General features: G+C 47.6%; 23 protein-coding genes. 13 read left to right on the top strand and 10 right to left on the bottom strand.

What is annotated here, in order from left to right; all coding sequences use genetic code 11:
* Window positions 1-319: 319 nt before the first annotated feature.
* Window positions 320-1,072: a COP23 domain-containing protein gene (locus QGP82_RS32425; RefSeq protein WP_499062096.1), complete on the top strand. Its 753-nt coding sequence runs from the start codon at window positions 320-322 to the stop codon at window positions 1,070-1,072.
* A gap of 148 nt (window positions 1,073-1,220) precedes the next feature.
* On the opposite strand, the gene QGP82_RS32420 is transcribed toward QGP82_RS32425, so the two are convergent.
* Window positions 1,221-2,213, bottom strand: a complete 993-nt coding sequence (locus QGP82_RS32420) for a cysteine synthase A (protein ID WP_499062094.1) — start codon at window positions 2,211-2,213, stop codon at window positions 1,221-1,223.
* A gap of 103 nt (window positions 2,214-2,316) precedes the next feature.
* Entirely contained in the window at window positions 2,317-3,273 is a 957-nt protein-coding gene (locus QGP82_RS32415; protein ID WP_499062093.1) for an ABC transporter substrate-binding protein, read from the bottom strand.
* 157 nt (window positions 3,274-3,430) lie between these two features.
* On the opposite strand from QGP82_RS32415, the gene QGP82_RS32410 reads away from it, so the two are divergent.
* The gene (locus tag QGP82_RS32410; RefSeq protein ID WP_499062092.1) at window positions 3,431-4,747 is read left to right on the top strand and encodes an ATP-binding protein; all 1,317 of its coding nucleotides are present in this window, start codon (window positions 3,431-3,433) and stop codon (window positions 4,745-4,747) included.
* 27 nt (window positions 4,748-4,774) lie between these two features.
* Here the strand turns inward: QGP82_RS32410 and QGP82_RS32405 are convergent, their stop codons facing one another.
* Window positions 4,775-5,416, bottom strand: coding sequence for a peroxiredoxin (locus QGP82_RS32405; RefSeq protein WP_163660588.1), 642 nt, complete (start codon window positions 5,414-5,416; stop codon window positions 4,775-4,777).
* Window positions 5,417-5,930: 514 nt separating this feature from the next.
* Between QGP82_RS32405 and QGP82_RS32400 the strand changes: the two genes are divergently transcribed.
* Entirely contained in the window at window positions 5,931-6,629 is a 699-nt protein-coding gene (locus tag QGP82_RS32400; RefSeq protein ID WP_163660590.1) for a response regulator transcription factor, read from the top strand.
* 145 nt (window positions 6,630-6,774) lie between these two features.
* On the opposite strand, the gene QGP82_RS32395 is transcribed toward QGP82_RS32400, so the two are convergent.
* Complete coding sequence (locus QGP82_RS32395) at window positions 6,775-7,200, bottom strand: DUF1824 family protein (protein ID WP_163660592.1); 426 nt, start codon at window positions 7,198-7,200, stop codon at window positions 6,775-6,777.
* Between the two features lie 141 nt (window positions 7,201-7,341).
* Here QGP82_RS32395 and radC point away from each other — a divergent pair, with 141 nt between their 5' ends.
* The 6 genes from radC (at window position 7,342) to QGP82_RS32365 (ending at window position 13,797) form a co-directional block, all read left to right on the top strand.
* Window positions 7,342-8,109: a RadC family protein gene (gene radC / locus QGP82_RS32390; RefSeq protein ID WP_163660594.1), complete on the top strand. Its 768-nt coding sequence runs from the start codon at window positions 7,342-7,344 to the stop codon at window positions 8,107-8,109.
* A gap of 191 nt (window positions 8,110-8,300) precedes the next feature.
* Window positions 8,301-8,864: a sodium-dependent bicarbonate transport family permease gene (locus tag QGP82_RS32385; protein WP_163660596.1), complete on the top strand. Its 564-nt coding sequence runs from the start codon at window positions 8,301-8,303 to the stop codon at window positions 8,862-8,864.
* Between the two features lie 91 nt (window positions 8,865-8,955).
* Window positions 8,956-10,635, top strand: coding sequence for a SulP family inorganic anion transporter (locus QGP82_RS32380; RefSeq protein WP_163703036.1), 1,680 nt, complete (start codon window positions 8,956-8,958; stop codon window positions 10,633-10,635).
* A 258-nt stretch (window positions 10,636-10,893) separates the two neighbouring features.
* Window positions 10,894-11,103 carry a hypothetical protein gene (locus QGP82_RS32375; RefSeq protein WP_348917889.1) on the top strand — a complete coding sequence of 70 codons (210 nt, stop codon included), beginning with the start codon at window positions 10,894-10,896 and terminating at the stop codon, window positions 11,101-11,103.
* Window positions 11,104-11,225: 122 nt separating this feature from the next.
* Entirely contained in the window at window positions 11,226-11,630 is a 405-nt protein-coding gene (locus QGP82_RS32370) for a hypothetical protein (protein ID WP_163660600.1), read from the top strand.
* Window positions 11,631-11,943: 313 nt separating this feature from the next.
* Window positions 11,944-13,797, top strand: coding sequence for a pentapeptide repeat-containing protein (locus QGP82_RS32365; RefSeq protein WP_499062091.1), 1,854 nt, complete (start codon window positions 11,944-11,946; stop codon window positions 13,795-13,797).
* Window positions 13,798-13,853: 56 nt separating this feature from the next.
* On the opposite strand, the gene QGP82_RS32360 is transcribed toward QGP82_RS32365, so the two are convergent.
* From QGP82_RS32360 to QGP82_RS32345, 4 genes are all read right to left on the bottom strand, one after another.
* Window positions 13,854-14,042 carry a hypothetical protein gene (locus QGP82_RS32360; RefSeq protein ID WP_499062090.1) on the bottom strand — a complete coding sequence of 63 codons (189 nt, stop codon included), beginning with the start codon at window positions 14,040-14,042 and terminating at the stop codon, window positions 13,854-13,856.
* A gap of 154 nt (window positions 14,043-14,196) precedes the next feature.
* Entirely contained in the window at window positions 14,197-15,015 is an 819-nt protein-coding gene (locus QGP82_RS32355) for a TolB-like translocation protein (protein WP_499062089.1), read from the bottom strand.
* 75 nt (window positions 15,016-15,090) lie between these two features.
* Window positions 15,091-16,374, bottom strand: a complete 1,284-nt coding sequence (gene bioA / locus QGP82_RS32350) for an adenosylmethionine--8-amino-7-oxononanoate transaminase (RefSeq protein WP_163703041.1) — start codon at window positions 16,372-16,374, stop codon at window positions 15,091-15,093.
* 54 nt (window positions 16,375-16,428) lie between these two features.
* Window positions 16,429-16,878: a DUF4399 domain-containing protein gene (locus QGP82_RS32345; protein ID WP_499062088.1), complete on the bottom strand. Its 450-nt coding sequence runs from the start codon at window positions 16,876-16,878 to the stop codon at window positions 16,429-16,431.
* Window positions 16,879-17,163: 285 nt separating this feature from the next.
* Between QGP82_RS32345 and QGP82_RS32340 the strand changes: the two genes are divergently transcribed.
* Window positions 17,164-17,631: a porin family protein gene (locus QGP82_RS32340; RefSeq protein ID WP_163660612.1), complete on the top strand. Its 468-nt coding sequence runs from the start codon at window positions 17,164-17,166 to the stop codon at window positions 17,629-17,631.
* A 113-nt stretch (window positions 17,632-17,744) separates the two neighbouring features.
* Here the strand turns inward: QGP82_RS32340 and QGP82_RS32335 are convergent, their stop codons facing one another.
* Window positions 17,745-18,536, bottom strand: a complete 792-nt coding sequence (locus QGP82_RS32335; RefSeq protein ID WP_163660614.1) for an SGNH/GDSL hydrolase family protein — start codon at window positions 18,534-18,536, stop codon at window positions 17,745-17,747.
* Window positions 18,537-18,977: 441 nt separating this feature from the next.
* Here QGP82_RS32335 and QGP82_RS32330 point away from each other — a divergent pair, with 441 nt between their 5' ends.
* Window positions 18,978-20,144, top strand: a complete 1,167-nt coding sequence (locus QGP82_RS32330; protein ID WP_163660616.1) for a 1-acyl-sn-glycerol-3-phosphate acyltransferase — start codon at window positions 18,978-18,980, stop codon at window positions 20,142-20,144.
* A 131-nt stretch (window positions 20,145-20,275) separates the two neighbouring features.
* Here QGP82_RS32330 and QGP82_RS32325 read toward each other — a convergent pair whose 3' ends face one another.
* Window positions 20,276-21,013: a hypothetical protein gene (locus tag QGP82_RS32325; RefSeq protein ID WP_499062087.1), complete on the bottom strand. Its 738-nt coding sequence runs from the start codon at window positions 21,011-21,013 to the stop codon at window positions 20,276-20,278.
* A gap of 608 nt (window positions 21,014-21,621) precedes the next feature.
* On the opposite strand from QGP82_RS32325, the gene QGP82_RS32320 reads away from it, so the two are divergent.
* Together QGP82_RS32320 and QGP82_RS32315 are read left to right on the top strand one after the other, a co-directional pair.
* A complete protein-coding gene (locus QGP82_RS32320) occupies window positions 21,622-23,415 on the top strand; it encodes an adenylate/guanylate cyclase domain-containing protein (protein WP_163660620.1) in 1,794 nt (597 codons plus the stop codon).
* Window positions 23,408-24,403 carry a pentapeptide repeat-containing protein gene (locus QGP82_RS32315; protein ID WP_163660622.1) on the top strand — a complete coding sequence of 332 codons (996 nt, stop codon included), beginning with the start codon at window positions 23,408-23,410 and terminating at the stop codon, window positions 24,401-24,403. Before QGP82_RS32320 ends, QGP82_RS32315 begins: the two co-directional genes overlap by 8 nt.
* Window positions 24,404-24,458 lie beyond the last annotated feature (55 nt).

Below are 24,458 nucleotides of genomic sequence, written 5' to 3'. Positions count from 1 at the left end.
TTCTAAGGAGCAAGCCATAAATAAATTCCAAAAGTAAATGCTGAAGAGACGTTCCATGGAACGTCTGTACATCCAACAATTTGGAAATTAATTAATTTTTGCTTCCTAAGTCACTTGCTTTACGGCAAGTTAGGGCCAAATAAAGGACGCCAACTCTCATAATTCATCATTCAAAACTAAGAACTATTAACCTCAACCTGTTTACTACAAACTACGTAGCCAATTTACGCACTGGCCCTCACTCGATACCCTCCTCATTACGCTACGTTAGTCTCAGTGAGGAGACATCGGCTAAGTTTACGGTAATAAGGAGCGAATCATGGGCTGGATGACAATGCCTCAGATTTCAGGTTTGAAAATTCTCCCCTTCTCCCATATCCTATCGATCACTAAGGTCAGCGTACTTGCCTTAAGTGTGACATTGGGGCCTACTCTGGGGGGTGGTTTGGTTTTAGCCAATGACGGTGAAGAGGCTCCTGAACCTGTTAGCTCTCGGTTTACCTGTGAGATTCAAGATGGTGAGTACACAGTCATGTATCGTCCCAAGAGTGAGCCTGGTCAAGCATATCCTTGGGCTGTGCCCGCAGAAATGGGTGGTGGCTGGACTCCTGAACGTCGTTGTGAGACTATTAGTGCCCGACTAGAGGAGTATCGTCCTGACGGTCTTGTCGAGCTACGTACAGATGTTGAAAATGGTTACAACACGGTGTGTGCGACTACTGAAGAATCATTAGAATCTTGCCGCATCGTCTTTACTGTACCCCCCGGTCAAGACCCAGTAGCAACACGGGATGCTGTCTTTTCTAACATTACCCTAGCGGATGCCGGAACAGGTACTAACGCAGTCAATACCTTTGTGGGTGGTGCAAGATTGCCCGAGACTGATTTGTTCGGAGTCGGGGCTTTGGATAGTGAGATTTTGGGAGCGGTGGATGAGATTTTTGGAGGTCGTCGTTCCTCCACGCAGCATCACGGTATTTATCTGAAGCCTTATCTAGACCCTACAGATGGTGGTACTGGTGAGTATCTCAATCAGGCAGGTCGCAGTTTCAATCCTGACAATTTCCGTTAGGTATTAGTCCACACAGTTACATAAATGGGGGTGACACCACGATGGTGTCGCCCCCATTAGGTTGTAACTCTGACTAGCTGAGCCAGCCATTTATATCTTTGTGCCCATAATCTTTGTGCTCATGGTTCACACCCTATTGGAGCCTGCCCTAATAGGGTGGCAGTAACTGATCGGACCAAAGGCCTTTAGTCTCTAGCCATGCTCGGTTAAATATTTTTGACTGATAGCGAGAGCCACTATCACACAGTACGGTGACAATGGTGTGTCCGGGGCCTATTTGCTTAGCCAGGGCAACTGCTGCGCCTACATTGATACCTACGGATCCACCCATGTAGAGACCATCTTTATACAGAAGCTGATAAACCACGCGCAATGCTTCAGGGTCATCAATTTGAATGGCATCATCGGCAGGGGCTCCAGCCATGTTGCCGGTAACGCGACCGTTGCCGATGCCTTCGGTAATAGAGTTGCCTTCAGCCTGGATTTCACCTGTTTTGACGTAGCTGTATAGACCGCTGCCCATGGGGTCGGCTACTACACACTTAATGTCAGGATGTTTTTCTTTAAGAAACATCGCTGTACCGGCATAGGTGCCGCCGGTACCGGTTGCCGCAACCCAGGCGTTAATTGTGCCATCGGTCTGCTGCCAGATTTCGGGGCCAGTGGTTTCATAATGAGCCTGTCGGTTGGCCAAATTTTCAAACTGATTTGCCCAAATAGCATTGTCCATTTCTTCGGCTAGACGGCCCGATACTTTAACGTAGTTGTTGGGGTCGCGATACGGAACAGCTGGAACCGTGCGTACCTCTGCACCTAAGGTGCGGAGCAGATCAATTTTCTCTTTAGATTGTGTTTCGGGAATGATGATAACGCACCTGTAGCCCTTGGCATTACAGATGTGTGTTAGGCCAATACCGGTATTGCCAGCCGTTCCTTCAACAACGGTGCCACCGGGTTTGAGCAATCCTTTCTTTTCGGCGTCTTCAATAATGAAGAGAGCCGCTCGATCTTTCACCGAGCCACCGGGGTTAAGAAATTCAGCTTTACCTAAGATTTCACAGCCAGTTTCGTCGGAGAAGCTATTGAGCCGAATCAGCGGGGTGTTGCCAACGGTGCCAACAAAACCTTGCTTGATATCCATAGGAGCCTTCGTGCAGTAAACGTTGGTAATAATCAGTCTTTTTATCCTAATGGGGAATGGGACGTGGTTAACGGTGGAAAAGAATAAAAAGAAACGTAACGCCTTATGGCCAAAGGCTAAGGTCAATGGAGGTGGTTAACGGTGGCAGTGTATCAATTAAACCGGCCTGGGCAAGTTGCTGAGCAGAGTGCTGCCACCGTGTTGCATTGAGGGTGCCGATAGTCTGGTTACTGTTTTGTACATAGTTGGCAATAATCTTGAGGGATTGGGTTTGATAATCGGGATCTTGGTAGTTTGGTTCAACGTATTGCTCTACCAACAGACGGGCGGTTTGTTCGGGATGATTGATGGCCCAGTGCCAGCCTGCAAACGTGGCGGTCAAAAAGCGTTTTATGGTTTGGGGGTGCTTGGCGACTAACTGGGTAGGGGCAAAAATTACTTGGCTGTAAGCATCGAACCCGTAGTCATGGAAGGTCAACACTGTTGGTGATTGGCCCAGACGACGGGCAAAATCTAGGGGTTCATCCAGGGCATAGCATTGGACAGCATCGAATTCGCCATTGATTAGACGCTGAGGCTTATTGCGATAGGGAATAGTGACAATATCGATTGGGTCTGAAGGGATATGATTTTGGGATAGAATCTGTTCTAAGGCTTTGCGCCCGTCGCTATGGACGCCAACGCGTTTTCCGGGTAGCTGTTGGAGCTGGCTGAGGCCTTTTTGGGGCAGACTCATGAGGGCTAACGGAGATGCTTGGAGCATGGTTGCGATCGCAACCACATCCACTCCCTGAGCCTGGGCTGCTAAAATCAGCGACTCCTCAGCACAGCCAAGGGTATGGGGCTGTGAAGCCACTGTTTTCACCACATCCAGATTGGGCGGTGCCGGATTTAGGGTGACGGCCAGTCCCTGGCGGCGATACTCTCCATGGGCTTCTGCTACACAGAGTCCAGCAAATTGAGCATTGAGTCGCCAGTCGAGCTGCATGGTCAATGGCTGTGTCCTGCGCCAGGGAATTAGTCCGAGCCCAGCTTGCAACAAAAGGCGACGCGATAGCACTCCTATCTCTCTCCATAACAATTACCTGACCGCTTTACATCGTAAAGATATTTGCCCTCAACCACATCTAAAACAAAGGGGGCATTGCCCAATTGTGAGTTTTGGTCGTCGACAATCCGGGCAATCTAAACCCGTGGGTATGAAGTAGGAAAAGTTGATGGTTCAAGGCAGCGCAACCTTTGAAACCCTGGCGAATAGCCATCAGTTATGGACAACGCTATTCAACCATTTGAGCACAGCGATTCACCTTAAAACCCTTAAGGGAAAATGGCTCTATGCCAATGATGCCAGCTATCGCCTGTGGGAGCACGGTCCGATCAGAGGGGTGAGGACCCAGCTTCCTCAGACCGATCGAGAGCTCTTGCCCCTGGCCCAAATCGCAGACTTTGCCCAGGCAGATGCCCAGGTCATTCGCCACGGAGACTGTATTGAATTCACAACGCGATACTCACGGCGCGCCAGCACAATTTTCGTTCGCAAATCTTTGATTTCATTGCTGCCAGGCAATCGGTTAATTTTGACCGAATGCCAGGATGTGACCCAATGTTATGAGCAGTCTGCCGCCGTTGGTCCTGAGGCTTTGGCAGATGCCTTACAAGAATTACAGCAAACCCAGCTACAGCTGGTGCAGAATGAGAAAATGTCCAGCTTAGGGCAACTAATGGCTGGAGTTGCCCATGAAATTAATAACCCCGTTAATTTCATCTATGGCAATATTCGCCATGCCCAATCCTACACAGAGGAACTCATGGATCTGATTGATGCCTATCGGTCTGGGCATACCCAGCCTACGGCTAGTGTGCAAGCTATGCTAGATGAGATCGATTTTGATTTTCTCTCTGCTGATCTACCTAAAGTATTAGCCTCTATGCAAGTGGGGGCTGAGCGCATTCGAGCAATTGTATCGTCACTACGCACATTTTCGCGCATGGACGAGGCGGAAATGAAAACTGTTAATCTCCATGATGGCATTAACAGCACGTTGATGATTTTAGAGCATCGATTTAAGGCTAATAACCAACGTTCTGGCATCGTTGTTCAAAAACAGTATGGTGATCTACCTGCCATTGAATGTTACGCAGGACAGCTCAATCAAGTTTTTATGAATCTCTTGACCAATGCTATTGATGCGTTAGAGGAGACCATTGACCACAATGCTACACCCCTGGAAATTAAGATTTCGACTCGGTTAGAGCAGCAGCAGGCAATGGTTGCTATCCATAACGGTGGACCAGGCATTCCACCTCATATTCAGGCACGGCTGTTTGATCCTTTTTTCACGACTAAGCCGGTGGGCAAGGGGACGGGTATGGGGCTGTCCATTAGTTATCAGATCATTCATGAACGGCACCATGGCCAGTTAACCTGTGAGTCCAGCGATGCCACAGGGACAACATTTACAATTGCAATTCCCGTGAAGCAATGTTCCTGTACTATGGCACGAAAAAAGGATGCCCCAGTGGAGCATCCTTGATGGTTCCAGCAGAGTGGATGTTATTGCCTACTTGTTAGGCTGGGGAGTCATACGCAAATAAGGCTTGAGTTCTGTAACCCCCTTGGGAAACTGCTGCTTCGCATCTTCAGTAGAGATTGAAGGTACAACGACACAGTCGCCACCATCTTGCCAGTTAGCAGGGGTGGCAACCTTGTGGTAGTCAGTCAACTGTAGGGAGTCAATGACCCGTAGAATCTCATCAAAGTTACGGCCAGTGCTAGCTGGGTAAGTAATGGTGAGACGTAGCTTCTTGTTGGGATCAATGACAAATACGGAGCGTACAGTCAAGGTGTTACCAGTGCTGGAGTTGGGGTGAATCATCCCATATAGCTCAGACACTTTCTTGTCTTCGTCAGCCAAGATGGGATAGTCAACGCTAGTACTCTGGGTTGTGTTGATGTCACCAATCCAACCCTGGTGAGATTCTACACCGTCAACGCTGAGGGCGATAGTTTTAACGTTGCGCTTGTCAAACTCAGCTCGATACTTGGCTACAGTACCTAGTTCAGTGGTGCAAACGGGAGTGTAGTCAGCAGGGTGAGAGAAAAGAACGACCCAGCTGTCGCCAGCCCATTCATAGAAATTGATATCCCCAGCGGAAGATTTCTGGGTAAAATCTGGGACCTGATCCCCTAGTTGAAGAGCCATAACCGAATTTCCTGATATTTCCTTACATCAACAACGCTTGCATTAAAGCCATGTGATTAGGCTAGTTGCGCTAAGAATCTCATAAACCCCGGTATTCCGGTCGGAGTTTAGATGATTCTTAATCATCCTATCGTGAAAGGACCCAAATGGTATCAATTGCAGCAGTTGTCTACGGGCAAATATGTATATTTTTTAACCTTGCACAGACTGCTGTGTGAGTTCTGAATACAGGTCTACAAGGAGTCTTATGCCCCAATGTTGCCATTGGTAATTTACTGATAAATGTCAGGACTTGATATCAGTTCTTCTTAAATGACAGCGATCTCATCCTGGTTTTGTGGGGCTATCCAGGTGTCGTGACCCTGAGCGAAACGAATGGAATTTTGACGAACTTTGCACAAACGATGGTCAACAGTGAAGTGGGAAGATAGTATTTCCCAGAGTTGGGGACTGCATATGATGAGAGTACCCAATTCCGATTAAGCTTAGGAACTGTAGCATCAAAGGAAAAGCCATGGCAGAGGCAGCTAAACGAGTCCTGTTGGTAGATGATGAGCCCGGCTTGCGTGAGGCGGTTCAAGCCTATTTAGAAGACAGTGACTTTCAGGTGCGCACGGCCAGCAATGCCACTGAAGGACTAGAGCTATTGCAGCAGGAACCCCCGGATGTGCTGATCTCAGACATTATGATGCCTGAGGTGGATGGCTATGCATTTCTTAAGCAGGTGCGTGAAGATCCTCGCTACAAATCGCTACCGGTAATTTTTCTGACAGCCCGTGGGATGACTAGCGATCGCATCCAGGGCTACAACGCTGGCTGTGATGCCTACCTATCCAAACCGTTTGATCCAGAAGAGCTGGTGGCCATGGTCAGTAATCTGATCGAACGCCAGGCCGCACGTACGCCAGAAGCTGGAACCGTGCCTGATATCGCTGCTATGGCCCGCCAAATTGAGGAAATTAAGGCTCTGCTCACACAGCGAGGAACGATCCCTCAAAAAACATCGCCGATTCGTATTGATCTGACGCCCCGCGAACAGGATGTATTAAACCTGGTGGCAGAAGGCCTCATGAATAAGGAGATTGCGAGTCGTCTGGGCACCACAGTCCGCAACGTCGAAAAGTACGTCAGTCGTTTATTTGGTAAGACCGGTACTAATAGCCGTACAGAGCTAGTCCGATTTGCCCTAGAGCATGGGTTGGTAACTACGTAGGTCTCGCTTTGTAAGGATGCACTGCTGCTGTGCATTCAATCGAGTGCATGGTGGATATGTGCTGACATCTTGAAGGGCGTACGTCGGTACGCCCCCACTGGAGGCTGGTTGATTGTTAACCGCTCCCTTGTGCATCGACTAACGATCATTCATCAAATAAGTCCAATGGAAAAGGTCCATAGGTGCCATTAACCAGGTCATACTCGGGCTCACTAGCGTGGAAGGAGACCAAAACGCCGCGATTTGGCCCCCCATAGTCATCTAGATACCAAGCGCCTTTGAGGGTATTGAACTTCAGGTAAATAGCACCGTCTCGTTCAGGCAAGTCTAAATTGATGGGACGGCTGAGGCGACCGACATAGGCTTCGGTTGCTGCTTTGCCTTCGGCCAGGGTATCGGTACATACACCCAGGGTTTCGTAGTCAGCTAAATCGCTAAACCATAGCAGAGCATTAATGAGATCACGCTTCTGCGCTTTAGACAGCTGGGGGGGAACTGCCAAACAGCTAAATTGCGCTAACTGCTGGCGGACTTTTTTAAGGTTGGTGGGTGACGGGGTGAGGTTTAGCATAGCGTCTGAGTAAATGTAGGCTTCGCTATGATTTCGTGGTGATAAGGTCGCTCTTAGGCGGGCTGATGGGCTCACTAAATCATGATGCCGCGCTGCCTTAGAAAACAGTGCGGTGATTATTATGCCATTGCACCTCTATCTATGACACTTACCTGCGATCGCAGCCAAGAACAGATTCACAAACGCTACAATCTGCGGGTTAAAGATATGCCGACGGAGCAACGTCCCCGCGAGCGATTGATGGCCTATGGTGCTAAAAATTTAACGTTGGCTGAACTGCTGGCGATTTTGCTGGGCACAGGGGTTAGCCGTGGTCATAAGCTATCAGCTGTGAATCTCGGTCAATGTATTCTCAATCAACTTGCCCAGGATAGTGCCACAGCCCTGGATGCTTTACGAACTGTTACACCGCAGGAGCTGATGACCATATCCGGTGTCGGAGAGGCGAAAGCTGCTGCCATCTTAGCCGCATTAGAACTGGGAAAGCGAGTTTTGCAAAATCGTCCTGCTGATCGCACAATAGTGGATGATCCCGCCGTAGCTGCTGCTGCCCTCAGTCAAGATTTAATGTGGCAATCGCAAGAGAGATTTGCGATCGCACTGCTCGATGTTAAACATCGACTCCTGGGCACCAAAATTATTTCTCTCGGTACTGCCACTGAAACCCTAGCCCACCCAAGAGAGATTTTTCGTGAAGTCATTAAACAAGGGGCTACCCGTGTGATTGTCGCCCATAATCATCCCTCCGGTATTCTTGAGCCCAGTGATGCTGACTTAGCGTTGACCCGCCAGTTGCTGGAAGGAGCAAATATTTTAGGGATTCCTCTGTTAGATCACCTAATTTTAGGAAATGGAGACTTTGTAAGTCTACGACAAACTACAGAGCTATGGAATACGCAGGCTGAATAAGCTTGGCGGCACAACAACTTGTGGAAGTGATCATGGAGTATTTAAACCCCATTGGCTACGTATAACTCAATAAATATTCGTAAATAATTACCTAAAAGTATTCTTCAATACTCTGCTTCACATTCGATGATAGGTTTGAATTTACTTGACACACAGCTGCTATCGGTCGCCGCACTTTACTAAAGTGAGCTATGGACTCTAGCTTGATTCTTTCGAATGTTTTAAACTCACCTGTCTTGTTTTTCGTTATTGGCCTGACAGCTGTGTTTCTCAAGTCAGACTTAGAGATCCCTCAGTCGATCTCCACGCTGTTCTTTGTGTATTTATTATTTGCCATCAGCTTTAATGGGGGGGACGGATTCTACGAAAGCGGTTTGAGTTCTGAGGTGGCTATAGCCTTAAGGTCAACTGTGGTGGTGGTTGCTGTCGTCTCTGTTTATTCTTTCTTTATTTTACGGCTAAAGCTTGATCTCTACAATGCTTCAGCGATTGCAGCAATCGATAGCTTTCTCTGTGCGGTAACGTTTGTAACCGCTAGTTCGTTTCTCTCTCCAGTAAATGTTGACGTTGGCAATTATCTGGTAGCTACTTTAGCGTTGATGTCATCACCAGCAATGATTATGGGTCTTTTATCGGTGAGAGTGTTTGTCAATCGACTCAAGGATAAGAGTTTGCAAGACACACTTGATTGGGGAGAATGTTTCAGGAGTCCTGCCCGAATGGTTTGGCCTTTTTGTTGGTGGGTAGTTTGTTAGTGAAGCTAGTTGCCAGTGATTTTTTCCCTTCAATACCGGCATTTCTATTTACTTTCATTTAATTCAAAACGTTTGGAGTTAGATATCGATCATGGCATTGTCTCCATCTGTTCTACTGCCAAGTCTCAATTTCAAGAATCTGCGGGGAGACTTATTTGGTGGTGTCACGGCAGCGGTTGTTGCCTTACCTTTAGCTCTGGCCTTTGGTGTTGCTTCTGGAGCAGGACCCATTGCTGGGCTATATGGAGCCATGTTTGTTGGCTTTTTAGCTGCTCTGTTTGGGGGTACTCCTTCCCAGGTCTCGGGGCCTACAGGCCCAATGACGGTAGTCATGGCATCTACCTTTGCGGCACTGACGGCTAAGTACCCAGAGGCCGGTCTCGCCATGGCCTTTACGGTGGTTATGTTGGGTGGTCTGTTTCAAATTTTGATGGGGCTTTTGAGATTAGGAAAATACATTACTTTCATGCCCTACACCGTTATCTCTGGGTTTATGTCAGGGGTGGGGGTGATTATTATCCTGATTCAAATTGGCCCTCTGTTTGGGGCTGTCGGGCAAGGTGGTGTTGTTGATTCAATTCTGCTGTATCCAACTGTTTTTAGTACTATCAATCCTGTTGCTGCCGGGCTGGGGTTGCTGACTCTAGCGATTGTGTTTGCTGCCCCGCCAAAGCTGAATCGCATCTTGCCAGCGCCTCTGATTGCCCTGGTTCTTTGCACCTATCTATCAGTGAGATTCTTCCCCAATAGCGGTATTCCTCGCATTGGTGATATTCCTTCGGGCTTGCCTAGTCTGCATATGCCCTACTTCTCTTGGGGGGCTATGAAGGACATGCTGGGGTACAGCATTATGCTGGCTGTACTGGGAGCGTTAGATTCACTGCTCACCTCCTTGGTAGCCGATAGTATTACACGCACCCAACATGATTCTGACCGTGAGCTAATTGGTCAAGGTATTGGTAATTGTGTGGCTGGCTTGTTCGGTGGTTTACCCGGAGCTGGAGCTACTATGCGTACCGTGATCAATGTGCAGACGGGGGGTAAAACTAATCTTTCGGGCATGATTCATGCCCTTGTGCTAGCGGCAATCGTGCTTAAGGCTGGTTCTTTGACTGAACCAATTCCCCATGCTGTATTGGCAGGAATTTTGATCAAAGTCGGGATTGACATCATTGACTGGGGCTTTTTGAAGCGAGCCCATCGCCTGTCTACAAAAGGGGCAAGCTTGATGTATCTGGTCATGGGACTCACGGTTTTTGTGGACCTGATTACGGCTGTGGCCGTTGGGGTATTTTTAGCCAATCTGCTGACCATTCAAGCAATTACCGATATTCAGGTACAGGATATGCGGGCAGTGACCCATGGGGATAATGAAAACTGGCTCACCCCTGAAGAACGCTCCCTGCTAGAAGCTGCTAAGGGACGAGTACTCATGTTCCATCTCAGCGGTCCCATGAGTTTTGGCGCGGCCAAATCCATCGCTCGGCGCATGGCTATCGTAGAAAATTATGAAATCCTGATTCTAGATTTGAGCACTGTCCCTAGATTAGGAGTAACGGCTTTGCTGGCGATTGAAACCATGATTAAAGATTCCTTGGCTAAACGGCGAGAGGTATTTTTGGTAGGTGCCCATGGCCAAGTTGCCCACAGGCTTGAACGGTTAGAAATTTTGCAGAAGCTGCCTCCAACCCATCAGGTTACCGAGCGCATTATTGCCCTAGAGCGCTCGATAGAGCTGATTCGTGACTATGCTCCCCGTGCAGAGGTTTAGGTGAATCAGACTGGGGTCTCCTGGGGGGATAAATGACAGATCTCTCATAATTAGTTCATTCTCAGTGCACAACGGTCTTAACTCATGGTTAGTACGTTGGGGGCATTGATGATATTTCATTGATATCCCCCAACGTATCCTTGGAACGCATGAAAATGATGCTTTCTGAGCATGCTGAATCCCTGTGCCTAGTTTAAACATCGGACGTTTGAAGGATTATATATACGTCACGTTGTTGCTTGTTTGGAAAGTCTTTTTATGCAAGCATGCTCGATCTCGGATATTTCAGGTTTGGCAGATTTAGGTCGGATGGCGGATTTAATTGGGTCGTTTAGCGATCGCAACTATCTTCAAAAAATACCCGCTCTCTTTTATGAATTTGAGCAAAACTGCGCTAACGACAGCTTAGGCTATCGGCAGATTAAACAGGCCAATGTATCGGCTGATAAAGCTCGTCTATGTACCTAGGACGGCCAATTTAGCCTTGTCAATGGAACCTTAAGTAAGTTTTAGTGATCGTATCTCATAACATCCGTATCCATATCGGCGGAAAGCACCTAAACTAGGTGCTGTTCTTACCTGAGAGACCCATGGCACCACGCGATGCGAGTAAAACGTCCACTGCTGCTTCTGAAGCCGTGGATACTGCCCCAACCAAAGCAGCAACTCCCGCTAAAGCAGCAGATTCTGCTAAAGCAGCAGCTCCTGAAGCTGCACCCGCTGTAGATACTGGAAACTTGGACACGATCTTCAGCGCCCTCAAAACGTTAATGACCACAGTGGATAAGCTACAGAAGTCGCGCCAAGAAGTGGGCGATATCAAACCTTTAATTGTGCGGATGCTGGATGGAGAATTGCTGTCGGGAGATGAATTAGATCAGTTAAAGACAGGTGTCAGTGGCCTTTCTAAATTGGTGCGCATCTACAGTGACTACCAAACTGCCCTGGAAAAAGCTCAGCCAGCTAGAGAGATCTTAGATACGGTGCTGAAATAGCTATCATTCTCGTATCTGGAACGTTTGAGAGAAGACTGACTCGATCAACTATTCAGGACCTATATTTGTGGCAGAGAGAAGGTTGTTAGGTCTTGAATAGTTCTCCTTAGAATTTGACTTTAGCGCTGTGTTACGGCCAGAGATGTCTGTAAAAATCGACATCTGTATGAATGACATCCTTGATTGCAAGGCATGATGATTGGCTATGGGTCGTAGATCTCTTGTCCTTGGGGCTCGCTATACTTTCAATAACTCCTAGATAATGCTGAATCACAGCTTGGGTAGCATTAGGTGATTGATTGAGGGTGTCGTTGTGGCTAATCTACAGCATTTAGAACGGCTACATCAGGGTGTACAGCGATGGAATCAGTGGAGATTAAATAATCCTGAAATAGTGCCTGATCTAAGTGGTGCAACCTTATTGGCGGCTCAATTGAGTGGAGTGAATTTCAGCGGTGCCAAGCTCCATAGAGTGCAGCTAGATAAAGCGGAGTTAAGCGGTGCTAACTTGTATAAAGCTGATCTGACTCAGGCTCATCTATCGGAGGCTGACCTAAGCGGTGCAAAACTACGTAAAGCCAGGTTACGGGGTGTTAACCTAGCCAGAACCGATCTGCGAGGGGCCAATCTAACCAAGGCGCATTTACCTGACGTGGATCTAAGTGGTGCGAGTCTAAGTGGTGCGAATCTGAGTGGTGCGAATCTATGTAGGGCTAACTTGAGCAGTGCCAATTTGAGCAGTGCCAATTTGAGTGGTGCTGCTTTGATGCAGACGCAAGTGTTGGGTACTGTATTTGCCAAGGCAATGCTTACCGGTGCCTGTATACAAGACTGGACTTCCAATGGTGCGACGATCTTGGAAGGGGTTATTTGTGATCATATCTATCTCAAAGATGTGCCAAAAGAGCGACATCCCAAGACAAGAAATTTCAAGCCTGGTGAGTTTGCTAGGGGCTTTCAGCAAACTACACGTGTGATTGATCTTGTTTTTCAGGGGCGTATTGACTGGCAAGCGTTTTCCCAGGCTTTCCAAACGCTTTGCCAAGAATATGTTGATGCTAATCTCTGTATCCAATCGATTGAAAAAAAGCAAGGTGGTGCTTTTGTTGTTCGTTTAGCCATGGCTCCTGATACCGATGCTGCTGTGATTGAAAGTCGGGCAAAAGAGCAGTACATGGTTGAAATGCATACACTGGATGCACAGTATAAGCGGCGATTGCGATCGCAAGGATATCCTTTTAGCATGGCCCGTCATAGTATCAACATGGAGCGTCGGGATAAAGCCACCCTAATGGGCGTGTTGACCACGATGGCCAATAGTCAGCAGGGGCCCAAATATCGGATAGACAATACGTCCTTGTTGAATAGTTTGACCACGACGGGGCAAAACATAGAACTTAACGGTTATGACAAACATCCGGCTCATATCATAGATGCCCTCAGGAAAAAGGCTCTGAAAACAAGGACTTGTAAGCTAAAGGCTTTCAAGAACGTGGAACCTGTCCAAGCCAAAATTATTGAAATGTTGTTATCTGGTATGTCTCCATCGAGAATTACCAAAGTGATGCAGCTTGATCGGGGTCAGGTCAACCTTTACCAACGGCAGTCAACCTTTCGCACAGCCTTTTGGCGAGCCTTTCTCAAGAAAATGCTGGATTTTGTCGGGAGATTGCTAACCATATTGCAAAATCTGACTACTGATGCTCAGATCTCTTCAAAGTATCGTCTATGGCTTATAAAATGGTGGTTAGGCTGTTTTTTCGCAACTGTTGACTACCAAGGCCCCCCCCATGTACCTGTTTTACAGAGCGAGATTATTCATCTGTTGCTGTTTGGTATGACCCTCACAGAAGTAAGCGATGCTCTGATGATTGATCCTAGACAGGTCAACAAGTACCGACAACAACCTGCATTTCGGGTCGCATTTTGGCATGCCTACTGTCAAAAACTGCTGGTTTTAATCAGTAAGGCTACCGATACTGCTAAAGCTCTGCTAGTTAATCCTCAGATGACTTTTAACTGTCGTCTGATCGCAGTTGGCTACTTATTCCAAAAGTGCCCCACCGACTTTATGCGCACCCTTGAAAGAATCGAATTAGAACAGATGGCCTGCGTGCTGATATCCATTAGTGCGGGACAAATTTCTGGCGTATTACCATTGTCATAGTCTGCATGCGGTGCTGCTCCGCAATTCGCCGGGATAGTCTTCTTCGCCAACGGCTACTATCGTGTCCCACCGCTGAGTCGTCTTTGGGGCACACCGGGGGGAGCTGGCTGAAACGAACGCTCTACTGAAAGTTCCTGACATGGCCAATCCATTCTTATAATCAGTGGTTGGGCAACGGCATCTGCCATCAGACAATTGGGGACAATGATTGTGGCGCATGCCAGGTTCCGTAACAGACCACCCATGGGCAGATTTCCAAACAAACAAGGTCAATTCGGTGCCCGCAAGCAACCGCAATGACCTATCGGTGGTTAGTTAGACTTTACGACCAGGTTGTTGCAAAACTTAATTAAAAGCCGTTTCTGCTTTATATAGCTTGGTGCACATAGTTCACAACATCTACTGAAGACTGAGGGTCAGATTATAGGAAGCATCGCTAGAGATGCCGCCGACAACTACTTGGTAATCGCCGGTGTGAGGTAAGAAAACCGTCTCATTATTGGCGCTAAATGCCAGGATGTAACCGCTGGGGGAAATGATATCAAAAGCAGCGTTATTTTCTGTGGCCTGGAGGCTGATACTCATCTGCTGACCACCGTTAGCGTTGAACAGATAAATATCCCGGTCCCCTCGCACTACCCTATTGCTAGCAATGACATAGCGTTGGCCAGGGTCGAACTCAATCCGTTCGGTTCTGGCATTATTCGCTCCGGCCAGCAGGTCCTTGGCTTCAAGACCATTGTGATCTTGGAAGGCCGGATCAACCAGTTCACAGTCCGTTAGATTGAGGACGTTGTCTTTGGTTTGCAGTGTATTGCTGGTTAATATCCAGGTATCACGGGTGTCTTTGACGTCCTTGTCAATCCAGGTGGTAACGTCGACTATGGATGTGTCTGCGATTAGTGAACCTGAAAACACTTGGGCATAGGTTGTTGAACCGTTTGCTGCTTCGGTTTGAACCGATGAGCGCACATCGCCGCTAATCTGATGGTTGTCGAGGGTTAGACGCAAATACGTCGCGAGCATGCCGTTGTTTAATAAGTAGCAATAGCGACCTGGATCTAGCTCAAACGTCTTCGAGATGGACTCTGAGATGGTTTGAGGTGTGGATGCTTCAGGTGCGATCGCACCTGATCTAATCGTTTCCCGAGGGCTACATCCTATAAGCAGGCTGAGCAAACTAACAGTCAGCAGACTGATTGAAGTAAAGCGCATCATGATGACAAGCCTATCCTGGATAGGAATTGTGACGATGAATTTTAGCCGTAGTAAATGCGACTGCTCACCACAACATTAACGAGTCAGTTCAACTATTGCCTGGGTGATGCAACTCAACTCGGCAGGCTCAATGATATAAGGCGGCATCGTGTATATAAGTTTACCAAAGGGGCGTAGCCATACACCGTGCTCTACTACCTGTGGCTGAATTACAGCCATATCCACCGGTTCATGCAATTCGACAACGCCAATGGCTCCTAACACCCGCACGTCTTTGACTAAGGATGATGCCCGGCAGGGGGCTAGCTCTTGCTTCAGCTGTGCCTCGATTGTCTGGATTTTGGCTTGCCAATCGTAGCTGTCTAAAATGGCAAGATTCTCTAAGGCGACGGCACAGGCCAAAGGATTGGCCATAAACGTAGGACCATGCATAAACACCCCTGCTTCGCCCTGGCTAAACACCTGACTAATGTGGGGTGTGGTGAGCGTTGCCGCCAGCGACATAAACCCACCGGACATGGCCTTGCCGATACACAAAATGTCAGGGAAAATCTTTGCATGTTCGCAGGCAAAGAGCTGCCCCGTACGCCCAAAGCCTGTGGCGATTTCATCCAGAATTAACAGCACACCATACTGGTCACAGAGCTCTCTGGCACGACGCACATAGTCGGGACTGTAAAACCGCATGCCCCCAGCCCCCTGCACCACAGGTTCAAAGATGGCTGCGGCGATCTGTCCATGGTTTTCCGCCAAAAGTTGTTCAAAACTAATAATATCGCTGTCATCCCACAGTCCCCAGAACGGAATCTGGGGAATATCGGCAAAATACTGTTGTCGAAGAACCTTGCTAAATAGATGGTGCATGCCGTTGACGGGGTCACACACCGACATAGCATCAAAGGTATCGCCATGGTAACCGCCGCGCACCGTTAGAAAGCGATGCTTCTCAGGCTTGCCCAGGTTATACCAATACTGAATCGCCATCTTCATGGCCACTTCCACAGACACTGAACCAGAGTCGCAGAAGAACACCTGCTGGAGTGGTTCTGGCGTGAGTTCCACTAATCGCTGAGCCAGTTGCACCGCCGGTTGGTGGGTAAGACCGCCAAACATCACGTGGGACATGCGATCAATTTGATCGCGAGCGGCCTGGTTAAGCCGGGGATGGTTATACCCATGAATGCAGGTCCACCAGGAGGACATGCCATCCACCAGGGTCAGCCCTCCCTCTAGCTCAATGTAAACGCCCTGTGCCGACTTGACCGGAAAAATGGGTAACGGATTGGGCATGGCGGCGTAGGGATGCCATACATGTTGGCGGTCAATGGTGAGTAGCTGGTCCGTGGGTAAGGATTGCATAGGTGTTTGGATTGGGAGGGGGGGGAACCGCTGACGCTATGGGCTAAGCACTAGTTATTCAACAGTGACTGTGATTTTCTCTGAGATAACGGGTTTTTCGTGGGGAATATGGCTATAGTTGCCCAGTACCAACTGTAAAGTGTGTTTGCCCGGTTCTAGGGTCAGCTGAGTTTCGGTTTGACCGGCACCATAATGGAGAACTTGTTCAGAACCTTGCAATGGCTCTGTTAGAGGAGGTAGCTCATCGACATCGACGAGTAAATGATGATGACCTGTATTGGGACGATCTATCCCGGCAGGGGCAATTCCCATGCCCGACAGGCCAAACCGCACGGTGAAAGGTGCTGCGACCGTATCACCATTGCTGGGAGAAATAATATAAGCGGCGGCAGATTCGGGTGCAGGGGAGAGGTCTGCTGCATAAACTGGATGTACAAATGGGCCGACTAGAATAGTCAGCCATAGGGCGGCAAGGGCAAGGCTATACCGAAGACAAATCACCATGAATAACACACTCGGAAACAAACATTATCACAAACATTATCTATGGTAAGCCGTTGCGTTGCCACCACGGTCATATCCCTAACTGTCACAGTTCTAATGAATGATTTTTCAGTGGTTATAGCGTTAAAATTATAGTCCACCCAGAAAAAGTGTCCTCTGTTTTTACGCGTTCCTAGGGACTAAACGATACAACAAGACCATGCAAGCGAGGTTCAGTAATCTCTGGTACTAAATACCCATGGAAAACTAGCCCGTCTGCCATAAAACGTTTCGAGGAATTCAACCATGATGTTCAATCGTATTCTTTGCACGCTGGGGCTAACGGCTGCTGTTCTTGCTGCAGCTCCCCTCACCGCATTTGCTCAAGAAGCACCTGACTATAACTATGTCGGGATTGGTGGCGGTGATGAAGGATTTGTTGTTAACGGTAAACTCTCTCTTTCTGATAATCTTTCTGTCCGTCCCGCTGTCAGCACTGACTTTGACTTTGATGATGGCGAAGATGTGGCCTATGTACTGCCCATCACCTATGATTTCAATTCTCTTGATCCCGCTGGTCGCCTTAATCCCTTCCTAGGTGCTGGTATCAATGGTGAGCTAGGTGATGATAGCTCCATTGAAGCTGCTGTGACCGGTGGAGCAGACTATCGTGTTAATGACAAATGGTTGGTTAATGGCTCTGTTGTGTGGTCTCCATTCCAGGATGGTGACGATGATGTTGACTTCATCGCTGGTGTTGGATATAGCTTTTAACTAAAATCTCCTAGGCTGAAGATTTTAAATCAAGGTTATGACATCAGGGTAGCTCCCCATCTCAACAAAACAGCCCTGCCACGGCGGGGCTGTTACCAACACCAAGGATATTCTTAAATGTTGTCTGCTTCCGCAATCTCTGTGTTATTGGGAAATGTTGCAGTGTCAAAAAACTCAGAAAATGCCTCATTTAAGACAGTATATCCCTGGGCATTGAGGTGTAACTCATCTTTGCCGAAATCTTTGGGAATCATGCCTTTTTCATCGGCAATGGCTGAAAACCCATCAAACACCAGTACTTTATCACTTTGCAAGGAGTCAATATATCCGTTGACCTCATAAATGGCCTGGGCTATGTCATCTGACCAAACGGGTTTGCGTACAAGCGGCACTTCTCCCACTGGAAGAATAGTGGATATGATGACCGTGGCTCCCAATGCCTTAGCATCTTCTGTTATTTGTCGAATATTAGCGCGGCAAAGATCGATGATGACATTGCGTTCATCGGGCATCAGTGGAATGGCTTTGAGATCATTTATGCCTACTTGAATGACAACAATGTCTGGTTCTAAATCTCCTAAATGAAAATCGAATCGTTGACTTGTTTGTGCAGAGGTTTGACCGCCAACACCACGGTTGACAAATTCATATCCCTTAATTTGAGGGGTAGGCCAATCAGCAGCTCTAGAGTCTCCGAAAATAATGACTCGTTTATTGTCTCCCTTGTCATTCAAGTTAGAGTTTGGTTTATAGTAGCTAAGGCCCAGCGGATCTAAACGAACTTGATTGAGTTCAACGTAGTATTTTGTGAGTTGTCCGTATAGGAAAAAATTGAGCGCTACTGAAGCACCTACAAGAGGGATCCCCAAATACAGCAGCAGTGAGCTAACCTTGACCATTTTCATAGGGCCGTTTGCGGTATAAATTTGTTTGATCTAGAAGGACACTGTAATAAACCTTGATGACTAATGGTCCAACATAATTTGTTCCAAGCTACAGTATGTAACGTTATCGCTAACACCCTGAATGAGTTATGGGGAGATGCTTTTTGCCTGCTTTAAATCTTTGGCAAAATTTTGTAAGGCTAAGGTGTTGTACTTAGGCGGTTAGATACGGCGTCAAGATTTAACTATTGATAAGGGTGTATATGGATAGTTTGTCAGAAGTGAGTTTTCTGGTAGTCATATCAGGTGAACTACTCATGACTAGTTCACTATTCAGTACTCAGTTGTCTCATCCGAAATTTTCAGTTTGAGGCCGCTGTGTTTAAACGGCAACTGTTGCCATTTAACCCTGAGGCAAGGCATAACCATATATGACTGTTGGGTCTATTCACCGTTTGCTTTATGGTTGCTGAGACTGCGTTATTCTTTCCACCTAAACCTAAACCGTTACTGATTCGGTTGGTGCAGAGTGTGTCATATCTGGTGCTACAGCGGTTGTACCGATGCGGATTAGTGGTGTCCGATGACGATGTAGCTAAACTGCGGGCATTGGATGGCGCACGGGTGGTTTATGTGTGTAATCATCCCACTATGGAAGACGGTATGGTGCTATTTAGCCTGGCGGCACGGGTAGGCCAACTGTGGCACTATATTGTGGCTCGGGAGTCGTTCAAAGGGCTGCAGGGACCATTTTTACAATGGATGGGCTGTTACTCTATTCGTCGGGGATTGGGGGATAGGGCTAGCATTGCTCAGACGCTGAGTCTGTTAAGGGAACCTGGGGCGCAGGTGGTGATTTTTCCAGAAGGTGGCTGCTCTTATCAAAATGATACGGTGATGCCGTTTCGGTCGGGGGCAATCCAAATGCCGATGCAGGTAATCGCGCAGCTGATGAAGAAGACCCCTGATGCGGATTTGTATGTTGTGCCGATTTCGCTGAAGTATCGCTATACTCAGCCGATGACGTCAGTTATCCAGGAGACATTACAGGGTCTGGAGGACGAACTCGGTTTAGTATCTGAAGATCCCCAGGATTTTTATCAGCGGTTACTTGCGATCGCATCCTTGATCATCACACGTATAGAAACAGAATTTGGCTTAACTAGGGAACCGGATCAAGACTGGAATCAACGGATCAGCCGTTTGCGGAATCATGTCATCAGTCAGTGTGAACAGCAGCTGGATCTAGAATCCAATGGAGCACCGATTCGAGAACGAGTTTATCGGATCCAGGCATTATTAGAGGCAGAAGAACCGAAAACGGTTGCTGAAGGGGATGCCCTTTATTGGACGACGGTAAGATTGCTGAATTTTGATGCCATTTATGATGGTTATGTTGCTGCTAAGCCTACTCCGGAGAGGTTTCTAGACACATTGATGCGTTTAGAACGAGAGGTGTATCAAGTTGAACATATTCAGCCTAAGGCTCATCGCCAGGCTGTTTTCCGAGTCGGTGAACCGATTAATCTAAAAGATTACGTCAAGGAGTTTCGAGCTGATAAGGCAGGAACCGTGGCGCGGCTCACAGAACAGTTACGCACAGCTGTGCAAGACAATTTAGCTGTGTAGTAGGGGCTGTGCCTTGTGCTAACCCTTACAAAATGTTCGTTGTGATGGGCAATTTTCTCTCTCTTTTGTTTCCTGGATTGCTGTTATCTAAACAGATTAATAACAAAACAGCGAGTTTCTTTTGCCTCGCTTCATCCACAGATGTCACCCAGATTGTCGGGACAGGTTTGATCGTCAATATCAATGCCGCTGAGGTCAAGCAGCTGCCATTCTCCTTCTACGGCGGGGGTGAGAATTTCACCGATGGGACTAATATCTGTAAAGGGATTGTAACCAACATTGAGGGAGCGAATGGTGGGGATCTCAGCCACAGGTGCGATATTGTCGATTTGGTTGTAGCTAATATCTAGGGTGGTGAGTTGCCCTAGGGCGGTGAGGGCAGTAATGTTCTGTAGCTGAGTGTTGGCAAGACGTAGGGTTTGCAGCTGAGTGAGCTGAGCAATGGGGGCTAAGTCGCCAATGACGTGCCCGCTCAGGTTGAGAGCAGTGAGATTGGGGGTTGCGATCGCAATTATATGCAAATCCACACCCGTCGGAAAATCTACCATCAAACCGTTGTCTGGTACGTAGTTCCTCTGTATCTGTGCCCCCCGTAAAACCTCCATCGCAGCCAGCTGCTGTGCGGCTACATTACAGTTGCTAATGCCCAATGCCGACATCAAAGCTTCCACCGTTTGCCAGGAATAAGGGCGGCTGTATAGGGCACTACTCCACTCGCCTGCCCCCCCTTGAAATGCTTCGCACAAGTCAGCAAATGTGGGTTGAGGCAGTTCTATTCCATAGGTTGCAACTGGTGTAATGGCTGCAGTGCACCAGACGGTAGCTGCGCCAGCTAGTAAATGCATTGCCAAATGGTTGAGTTTGGGCATAATTACCTTTTGGGCACTAGACTCACCAGCATTGGACCATTAATTTCTCCCAATAGTCATTAATCTTTAATAACCATTCATATTTCGCAGATTTTAGAATACTCAAGCAGATATCTCGTCTTTTTTATCCCGATAATTTCTTAAACGTATCAAAGAACTCTCTTTGGTCTAAAGCAGTCAAAAGAATTCAAATTCAGAAACTAAAATGGGAACAATCAAAACGATCTTCTTCAGTGCTATTGTTCTCATTTTAGAAAGTATCGAAAATTACATAGGGTTTTGCCCCCTGTATGACTTGCAATAATGAGTGGTTTGGTCATTTCGTAACCACCATCACATGACAGAATCGCTATCATAGGAGAGAATGAAGTATGGCATCTAGGATCCGGTCGCAAGATTGTCCCATCAATGGTGGGGAATGAAGTTTATCTTGCTATGAGATTAGGTAGGGTGAGGGTCTATCGGTAATTACGTATTTTAATACGACGATATAAAAAGGCCCGATAAATTCTTCCGCAAATTCCGTATTCATTACTTCATGATGTGCGGAAGTCCCTATAGGACCAGGGTAATCTTAATATCAGGTAGTCTTGTCAGTCAGGTTTTCTATGGAAGGAGCGCAGCCATCGCTTCAAACCCAGCAGCGTGTCCTTGCCGCAATTGTGGTAACAGACGCTGTTGGGTTTAGTGCCCAGATGTCCTCTGATGAAGAACGGGCACTGGCGATTATTAATCGAGATCTTAAGCAGATTGCCGGACTGTGCAATGTGTTTAAGGGCCAGGTGCTTAAATCAACTGGCGATGGTCTATTGATGTGCTTTTTTAGCGCAGCTCAGGCCGTGGCTTGTGCACTGAATATTCAAAAAAAACTGCGCGGGGATAGCAAGCGGGATAGCTTTGACCATCGCATTGGCATTCATCTAGGCGATGTGTACATAAACAATTCCGACGTTATGGGGAATGGCGTCAACATTGCGGCTCGTTTAGAAAGCTTTGCCGCCCCTGGTGAAATCTGTGTTTCTCAGGTGGTCTATGATGTCGTCAAAAGTCGCCTAGATTTAGATGCGACATTTCTTGGCCCGCTAAATCTTAAAAATATTCAAGAATCAGTCCCTGCTTATCAGCTACGGCCAGTCATTGAGCTGGAGGTGTCTGATGCGGAGATGACCCGACCATTTTTTGCTGAAGGGTTTGAAGGTTATGCCTTTGAGAGCCCAATTGATCAGGCTTTACAAAGTCTAGGTGACCATCCCGACCATCTGCGGATCAAAAAACTGATTTTTGGTACCTGTCAAAACCTATGGGAAAACGACACTACCGTTCTGGATCAGTTTTCATTGCAGCATCTGATTGACGCATTGGTGCAGCGCAATCCGTCAGTGGAGCATTGCCGTGCGAGTCTTTACCGCATTGTGGCTACCCTCAACCATAAAGAGGTCTACTCTGATGTGGCTGAGGTGATTTTGCAGGCCATTACGCCGTTATATATAGAACGGGCGGCCAGTTTACTTCCTGGTGGGGAGCCAGAAGAAGCTGAGGATGCGGCAGAAGAAAGTGTAGAGGAATCTAAGGATCGCTATCAACAGGTGGCGGATGAGCTAGAGCGAGATTCCCAGATTATCCGGATAAAAAAAGTTTTATATTGTCTGTGCCATAAAGTTTGGGAAACGGATATCCGTAAAATTGAGCAAGCGGATACGGCGATTTTGATACAGCAGCTGTATCAGCTGACACCAACACCCAACGATCTTAAATATCGGTTACGTCATTTATTGCACCATCTAAATCGCAAAACTAAATACACCAAAATTGTAAATATTATTTTTAAGGCCTTTCATCCCCTTTATAGTGCTCAAACTGAGCTGATCCCGATGTCAACACCGGGGTTCTCCACTGCCAACGACACCGATAGTCCAGAAACCTGTTTTGGGGATCTGCCGGTTGGTATTCATCCTGAAAATACCGTCGCCTATTCAGCGAAGTCTTTAGAAGGACCTTCTATGGAGGTGGCCCAGGTGAAAGACCGGGCCGATTTGTTTGAGCTCAGGCTCGATATCATCAAATATTGCAACCCGCTACGGGCTAAAATCTTGCTGCATTCCACCCTTTACAGTCCCTTTACCGGAAGTTCACAAGAGTGGTCATTGCTACGTAGTAAAACCTTAGAAGACTTTTTACGAGAAGTTTTCAACTATTGTTCTTCATTCCAAGACTTGGAAAGTAAATTATCTATTATTGTTCACTGTTTAGAAGACACCGATGACAATGAGCCCGTTGTCACTGCTATTTTGAATGCTATTAAACCCTATTACGCTGAACCAGACGAAGTGGTAATCCCTGTCGATAGTGCTAGAGCTGCTGTGTCTGCTGTTACCTCAATGAGGCCTGCATCCTATGGATAATGCTGCTGAACTATTAGCCTGTTATAACAGTGGCCAAAAGGACTTTAGTGGTCTGTGCCTAGCGAATTTACAGATGCCAAAAGTGGATCTGATCGGCGCGAACTTTTCGAAAGCTGATCTAGAACGTACGGATCTGATGTTTGCCTATTTGAGCCGGGTGAATATGCAGCAGGCGAACCTTAGCCATGCCAACCTGAGCGGCGTCAATCTGAATCAGGCGAATCTGATTTATACCAATCTGAGTGATGCTAATTTGCATGGCGCGAGTTTACAGGGGGCCGACCTGCGGGGGGCTGATCTAACCCTGGCCGATCTATTTGATGTGAATTTAGCCGACGCCGACCTCCGTAATGCTGACCTGAGCGGTGCTAACTTAACTGGGGCTTGTTTACGGGGGGCGAATCTGCGGCAAGAACTGCGCAGTGAGCAAACAATTTTGCGGGGAGCCCATTTGCGTCAGGTGGATCTGCGCGGGGCTAACCTGAAAGGGGCGGATCTGGCCAATGTCGATCTGAGTGGTGCCAACCTGAGTGAGGCGTTTCTCAAAGATGCTGATCTGCGCAATGCCAACTTGAACGGTGCCAACCTTAAGGGTGCATCATTGGCAGATGCTCAGTTAGAAGGTGCTAATTTGCGCTATGCCAATTTGACCCGCACCCGTGCCCAGCGGGCAAATCTATCTGGCTGCGATTTCACTGGTGCTGATCTAAAGGGTGTGAATCTTACTGATACTAAGCTTTGTGGTGCTCAACTTTTCCAGATTGTTATGGTTGATGCCCGGTTGCTGCGTTCTGACCTGAGTCGAGCTAATCTAAGTGGTGCTGACCTGACCCAGGCTGACTTGACTAATGCTTATTTGGGACGCACTAATTTAGGTGAGGCGAATCTGACTGACGCGATTTTGTTTAAGGCTGAACTGAGTAGTGCGAACTTAGCTGGCGCTAAACTCAGTGGGACAACTATGCCTGATGGAAAAGTGCAGAACTAATAGTGAATTGTTAATCTAGACATCCCCGCAAGTGAGTGCCCCGTTAGGGAGGTCA

The organism is Leptothoe sp. LEGE 181152 (genome assembly GCF_032906605.1).
GTDB lineage: Bacteria > Cyanobacteriota > Cyanobacteriia > Phormidesmidales > Phormidesmidaceae > Leptothoe > Leptothoe turfae.
This window is presented reverse-complemented; position numbering and strand designations above follow the sequence as displayed.

Coding starts and splice junctions, on each gene's coding strand:
- QGP82_RS32425 (WP_499062096.1), top strand. CDS start 320: ATGGGCTGGATGACAATGCCTCAGATTTCAGGTTTGAAAATTCTCCCC.
- QGP82_RS32420 (WP_499062094.1), bottom strand. CDS start 2,213: ATGGATATCAAGCAAGGTTTTGTTGGCACCGTTGGCAACACCCCGCTG.
- QGP82_RS32410 (WP_499062092.1), top strand. CDS start 3,431: ATGGTTCAAGGCAGCGCAACCTTTGAAACCCTGGCGAATAGCCATCAG.
- QGP82_RS32405 (WP_163660588.1), bottom strand. CDS start 5,416: ATGGCTCTTCAACTAGGGGATCAGGTCCCAGATTTTACCCAGAAATCT.
- QGP82_RS32400 (WP_163660590.1), top strand. CDS start 5,931: ATGGCAGAGGCAGCTAAACGAGTCCTGTTGGTAGATGATGAGCCCGGC.
- QGP82_RS32395 (WP_163660592.1), bottom strand. CDS start 7,200: ATGCTAAACCTCACCCCGTCACCCACCAACCTTAAAAAAGTCCGCCAG.
- radC (WP_163660594.1), top strand. CDS start 7,342: ATGACACTTACCTGCGATCGCAGCCAAGAACAGATTCACAAACGCTAC.
- QGP82_RS32385 (WP_163660596.1), top strand. CDS start 8,301: ATGGACTCTAGCTTGATTCTTTCGAATGTTTTAAACTCACCTGTCTTG.
- QGP82_RS32380 (WP_163703036.1), top strand. CDS start 8,956: ATGGCATTGTCTCCATCTGTTCTACTGCCAAGTCTCAATTTCAAGAAT.
- QGP82_RS32375 (WP_348917889.1), top strand. CDS start 10,894: ATGCAAGCATGCTCGATCTCGGATATTTCAGGTTTGGCAGATTTAGGT.
- QGP82_RS32370 (WP_163660600.1), top strand. CDS start 11,226: ATGGCACCACGCGATGCGAGTAAAACGTCCACTGCTGCTTCTGAAGCC.
- QGP82_RS32360 (WP_499062090.1), bottom strand. CDS start 14,042: ATGGGTGGTCTGTTACGGAACCTGGCATGCGCCACAATCATTGTCCCC.
- QGP82_RS32355 (WP_499062089.1), bottom strand. CDS start 15,015: ATGATGCGCTTTACTTCAATCAGTCTGCTGACTGTTAGTTTGCTCAGC.
- bioA (WP_163703041.1), bottom strand. CDS start 16,374: ATGCAATCCTTACCCACGGACCAGCTACTCACCATTGACCGCCAACAT.
- QGP82_RS32345 (WP_499062088.1), bottom strand. CDS start 16,878: ATGGTGATTTGTCTTCGGTATAGCCTTGCCCTTGCCGCCCTATGGCTG.
- QGP82_RS32340 (WP_163660612.1), top strand. CDS start 17,164: ATGATGTTCAATCGTATTCTTTGCACGCTGGGGCTAACGGCTGCTGTT.
- QGP82_RS32335 (WP_163660614.1), bottom strand. CDS start 18,536: ATGAAAATGGTCAAGGTTAGCTCACTGCTGCTGTATTTGGGGATCCCT.
- QGP82_RS32330 (WP_163660616.1), top strand. CDS start 18,978: ATGGTTGCTGAGACTGCGTTATTCTTTCCACCTAAACCTAAACCGTTA.
- QGP82_RS32325 (WP_499062087.1), bottom strand. CDS start 21,013: ATGCCCAAACTCAACCATTTGGCAATGCATTTACTAGCTGGCGCAGCT.
- QGP82_RS32320 (WP_163660620.1), top strand. CDS start 21,622: ATGGAAGGAGCGCAGCCATCGCTTCAAACCCAGCAGCGTGTCCTTGCC.
- QGP82_RS32315 (WP_163660622.1), top strand. CDS start 23,408: ATGGATAATGCTGCTGAACTATTAGCCTGTTATAACAGTGGCCAAAAG.